Below are 4176 nucleotides of genomic sequence, written 5' to 3' on the forward strand. Positions count from 1 at the left end.
CACCCCGTCCCCTTGCCGCCGTACGCGACTGACGGTCCACAGGGGCGCGCGCCGGACGAGGTGACGAAGGGCCCGTCGCGGCGCCGGTGGCTGCAACTCCCCAGGGGCGCGGGGAACTGCGCGACCAGCCACGACGGACCCGCACTCGGCTGACGGCCCAGCCAGGCACCCCCTCAGACGCAGGGCCCGTAATGACATGCCTGACTGCAACCCCCAGGGGCGCGGGGAACTGCGCGACCAGCCCCCCACGCACGCGCACCCGGCACCCGGCACCCGGCACCCGGCACCCGCTACACCCTCGCCGCCCCCGTCACCGACATCACCACCGAGTACAAGGAACTCGTGGCCGCGATGAAAAGCCGGTTTCCCTTCGGGCCGCCGAACGTCACGTTGGCCACCGGTTCGGGGACTCGCACGCGGCCGATCAGCGTGCCGTCGGGGGCGTAGCAGTGGATGCCGTCGGCCAGGGCGGCAGCCCACAGGCGGCCCTCGTCGTCGAAGCGGATGTTGTCGAAGTGGACGCCCTCGCGCGCCTCGGCGAAGATCTGGCCGCCGGAGAGCGTGCCGTCGGTGTGGACGTCGTACCGGTGGATCCGGGCCGCCCGCGAGTCGGAGACGTACAGGTGGCGTTCGTCGGGCGAGAGGATCACCCCGTTGGGGCCGTCCAGCCCGTCCGCGGCGAGGGAGACCTCACCCGTGGCCGGGTCGATCCGGTACAGCCGGCATGCCCCGATCTCCGACTCGGCCCGGTGCCCCTCGTAGTCGCTGAGGATGCCGAAGTCCGGGTCGGAGAACCAGATCGTGCCGTCGGAGCGCACGACGGCGTCGTTCGGGCTGTTCAGCCGTTTGCCCTGGTAGCGCTCGGCCAGGACGGTCACCGTGCCGTCCGGCTCGGTGCGGGTGACGCGGCGGTTGCCCTGTTCGCAGGTGACCAGGCGGCCCTGCCGGTCGACGGTGTTGCCGTTGCTGTTGCCGGCCGGCGTGCGGAAGAGGCCGACCGTGCCGGTGGCCTCGTCCCAGCGCAGGATGCGGTCGTTCGGGATGTCGCTCCAGATCAGCTGGCGCCACGCGGGCAGGTACACCGGCCCCTCGGCCCAGCGGCAGCCGTCGTAGAGCGTCTCCAGCCTGCTGTCGCCGTTGGTGCAGGGCCGGAAACGGTCGTCCAGGATCTCGTAGAGGCTGTCGGAACCGGGCATGGTGTCCTCTCGGGTCGGGATCGGGCGCGGTCAGCGGCGGCCCGTCTTGCGGAGATGGTGGCGCACCGCGCGCTGTGCGACCGGCCCCAGGTCCTCCAGCGCGGCGACGAGCACGCCGAGCTGCTCCAGGGCGTCCAGCGCCGAGCCGGCCCCGGCCGCGTCGACCCCTTCGTACAGCTCGATGCCGACGAAGGACGCGGCCACCGCCCGGGCCAGGCCCGCCGGGTCGGCGAACTCGCCGAAGGGGGTGGTCGCGAGGACTCTGGTGAGGACCTTCTCGATCTCGGCGATCCACAGTTCCAGGCCCGCCGCGGTGGCGGGGCCGAGGGTGGCGTGGGTCTGGGCGCCGGCCAGCAGCTGGCCGAGGAGGGCCACGTGTCCGCCGGCCCGCTCCTCCTCGTGGACCTTCCGTCCCACCGCGAGGAGTTCGGACAGCGAGGTCACGGCGGCCAGCCGCGCGCGGTAGCGGGCCACCGCGCGCTCCGCCCCGTAGTGGCAGGCGGCCGCGAGGAGCTCGTCGACCGTGCCGAAGTGGTAGAAGACCAGCGCCTGGTTGACGCCCGCGGCCGCCGCGACCGTGCGGGCGGAGGTCTTGGCGATGCCCTGCTCGGTGAGGGTCCGCAGGGCGCCGTCGAGGAGTTTGGCCTTCGTCTCCAGGGACTTGGCGCTCTCGGGGCTCACGCGCGCGCCTCCTCACGCACGGGGCGCAGTCCGGGGCGGACTCCGCAGGCCGTGATGTCGCTGTACGTCGCCTCGAAGGACCCCTCGTAGCCGAAGAGCGGGCCGAAGTACCGGTTGACGACCCGGACGCGGATGCGGAAACGGCCCGTGCTGTCGTCGTACGACTCCCGCACCTCCGCGCTCGCGCCGATCAGCTCGGGCACCTGTACGTCCACCACGCCCTCCCGGAACCGGTGCTCCCCGGAGCGGATCAGCAGCGAGCCGTCGGGCTCGGCGCGGAAGTGCAGCTCGCTGGCCAGGTGCTGGTGGGTGCCGAGGTAGTCGAGGATGCGGTCGCCCTTGGGGCTCAGCACCATCTGGGCGTCGAAGCGGCGGGGTCGGCCGGGCAGGCGGAAGGTGCGCACGAAGGTCACCGTCTCACGGCCGTGAGTGTCGACATAGGGCACGTTCTCGATCACGAACGGCACGTGCCGCCCCGGTCTCGGCACCAGGATGTTGCGGGTCGCCCCGAGGGCCAGGAAGGGCTTCACGAACGCCCCACCGTGCCAGATGCGGTCCATCACGCCCCGGCCGGTGCAGGCCTCGCCGGAGGCCAGACCGACCGAGAAGCGGCGCTGCAGCTGGGGGTGGAGGCGGTCGAAGTCGGCGCCCATCACCGTGCGGAACATCGAGGTCATCGCGGGGTCTCCAGGGTGTGAAGGACGCGCGGCGCACGCACGCGCGTGGGCGGCCTGCGCAGACAGCGGCGGGCGGCCGGGGTGCCGGGCAGGGGCGACTTGAACAGGGCCACGGAGATGGCCAGGGCCAGGAGGAGCGGCGAGAGGTAGGCCATCGAGGCCGCCAGCGGGCCGAGGACCGGCAGGAAGCGCTCCAGGGCGAGACCGGTGCCGGCGACGAGGACGACCAGGGCGCGGACCAGGAGTTCGGCCAGCCAGTTCCGCAGGGACCGCTCCGGGGTGATGCCCCGCTCCAGCCACAGCCGCAGCCGGTCGAAGGACCAGGCGGTCGCCCAGCCGATCAGGGGGCGGAAGAGCAGACGGTCGGCGAGGGCGCCCGCGCGGCCCCAGCGGGGGCGGTAGTCGTACCCGGTGAGGAAGCGGACGCCGTCGCCTTCGGGGACGTACCGCCAGTAGCCGCTGCCCTCCGCCAGGAGCGAGAGCGGGTGCGGGGAGGAGAAGCGCAGGGCGGAGGTGCGGGTGCCGTCGGGGCGTTCCCGTTCCCCGGCGGAGACGCCGGTGCCGGCGACGGTGAGTCCGGGCAGCACGCGTGTGGCGTAGCGGAAGCGCTGCGGCTCGCCCTCCGCGCGCGGGAGGTAGGTGATCCGGGTGAAGCGGAGGTCCCAGCGCTGGTGCTGGGACGGCTCCTGCGTCCGGGTCCAGAGGTCGTCGAGATCGGCACGGATGCGTGCCTCTATGTAGAGCCCCATTGATTCCCCCAGGTGAGCTCGTTGTTTGAGCGACCGCTCAAACTCTCTGGGCGGCAAGGTACATGATTTTGAGCGATCGCTCAAACATCGGGCACGAGAAAACCCCGGCCCGCGCGGGCCGGGGTTCGACTGGGGCAGCGGGGTCCGGTCAGTCGGCGAGGTGCCGCTCCACCGTCTCCACCTTGGAGGTCAGACCGTCCGTGACGCCGGGCCGGATGTCCGCCTTGAGCACGACCGACACGCGCGGCGCCCGCGCCTCCACGGCGGCCACGGCACGCTTGACGACGTCCATCACCTCGTCCCACTCGCCCTCGATCGAGGTGAACATGGCGTCGGTACGGTTGGGCAGCCCCGACTCCCGCACGATCCGCACCGCGTCCGCGACGTACTCCCCCACGTCCTCGCCGACCCCGAGCGGGGTCACGGAGAAGGCGACGATCATGCGTTCACGATCCCTTCCTGGCGGGCGCGGGACGCGATGACAGCATCCTCGGCCTCGCGCTTGAGCCGGCGCTCGGCGAAGAAGCCGCCGGTGGGCAGTACGGAGAGCACGAAGTACCAGATCCCCGTCTTCGCGGACCACTTCGCGCGGAACCAGGCGTCGAGCCAGAAGATCACGTACAGGACGAACAGGACGCCGTGGACCATGCCCATCACCGGGACGGCGTTGAAGTCCGTGGTCCGCTTCAGCACCGAGCAGACGAGCAGGAGCAGGAACGAGATCGCCTCGGGGGCGGAGACCAGGCGGAGTCGTCGGAGGGCGGAGGCTGTCTTGAGGTCCACGGGTCACCTTCGGTGGGAGGTACGTCGACGGCTTGTGAACGCACGCACAAGCGTCCGCCCATTGTGACAAACGGTTCGGGGGGCGTGGTG

Annotated in this window: 6 protein-coding genes; all 6 read right to left on the minus strand. The window is 71.9% G+C overall.

Going from position 1 to position 4176, the window contains the following annotated elements; translation table 11 throughout:
• Positions 1-290: 290 nt before the first annotated feature.
• Positions 291-1196, minus strand: a complete 906-nt coding sequence (locus EHS43_RS38970; protein ID WP_125195309.1) for an SMP-30/gluconolactonase/LRE family protein — start codon at positions 1194-1196, stop codon at positions 291-293.
• A gap of 30 nt (positions 1197-1226) precedes the next feature.
• A complete protein-coding gene (locus EHS43_RS38975) occupies positions 1227-1877 on the minus strand; it encodes a TetR/AcrR family transcriptional regulator (protein WP_125195310.1) in 651 nt (216 codons plus the stop codon).
• Positions 1874-2554 carry a DUF4166 domain-containing protein gene (locus EHS43_RS38980; RefSeq protein WP_125195311.1) on the minus strand — a complete coding sequence of 227 codons (681 nt, stop codon included), beginning with the start codon at positions 2552-2554 and terminating at the stop codon, positions 1874-1876. Before EHS43_RS38980 ends, EHS43_RS38975 begins: the two co-directional genes overlap by 4 nt.
• Entirely contained in the window at positions 2551-3303 is a 753-nt protein-coding gene (locus tag EHS43_RS38985) for a hypothetical protein (protein ID WP_125195312.1), read from the minus strand. Before EHS43_RS38985 ends, EHS43_RS38980 begins: the two co-directional genes overlap by 4 nt.
• Positions 3304-3451: 148 nt before the next feature.
• A complete protein-coding gene (locus tag EHS43_RS38990) occupies positions 3452-3745 on the minus strand; it encodes an MTH1187 family thiamine-binding protein (RefSeq protein ID WP_125195313.1) in 294 nt (97 codons plus the stop codon).
• Complete coding sequence (locus EHS43_RS38995) at positions 3742-4086, minus strand: DUF3817 domain-containing protein (RefSeq protein ID WP_125195314.1); 345 nt, start codon at positions 4084-4086, stop codon at positions 3742-3744. The genes EHS43_RS38990 and EHS43_RS38995 overlap by 4 nt, the downstream gene beginning before the upstream one ends.
• Positions 4087-4176 lie beyond the last annotated feature (90 nt).

Source organism: Streptomyces sp. RP5T (genome assembly GCF_003933965.1).
Classification (GTDB): Bacteria; Actinomycetota; Actinomycetes; order Streptomycetales; family Streptomycetaceae; genus Streptomyces.

Coding starts and splice junctions, on each gene's coding strand:
- EHS43_RS38970 (WP_125195309.1), bottom strand. CDS start 1,196: ATGCCCGGTTCCGACAGCCTCTACGAGATCCTGGACGACCGTTTCCGG.
- EHS43_RS38980 (WP_125195311.1), bottom strand. CDS start 2,554: ATGACCTCGATGTTCCGCACGGTGATGGGCGCCGACTTCGACCGCCTC.
- EHS43_RS38985 (WP_125195312.1), bottom strand. CDS start 3,303: ATGGGGCTCTACATAGAGGCACGCATCCGTGCCGATCTCGACGACCTC.
- EHS43_RS38990 (WP_125195313.1), bottom strand. CDS start 3,745: ATGATCGTCGCCTTCTCCGTGACCCCGCTCGGGGTCGGCGAGGACGTG.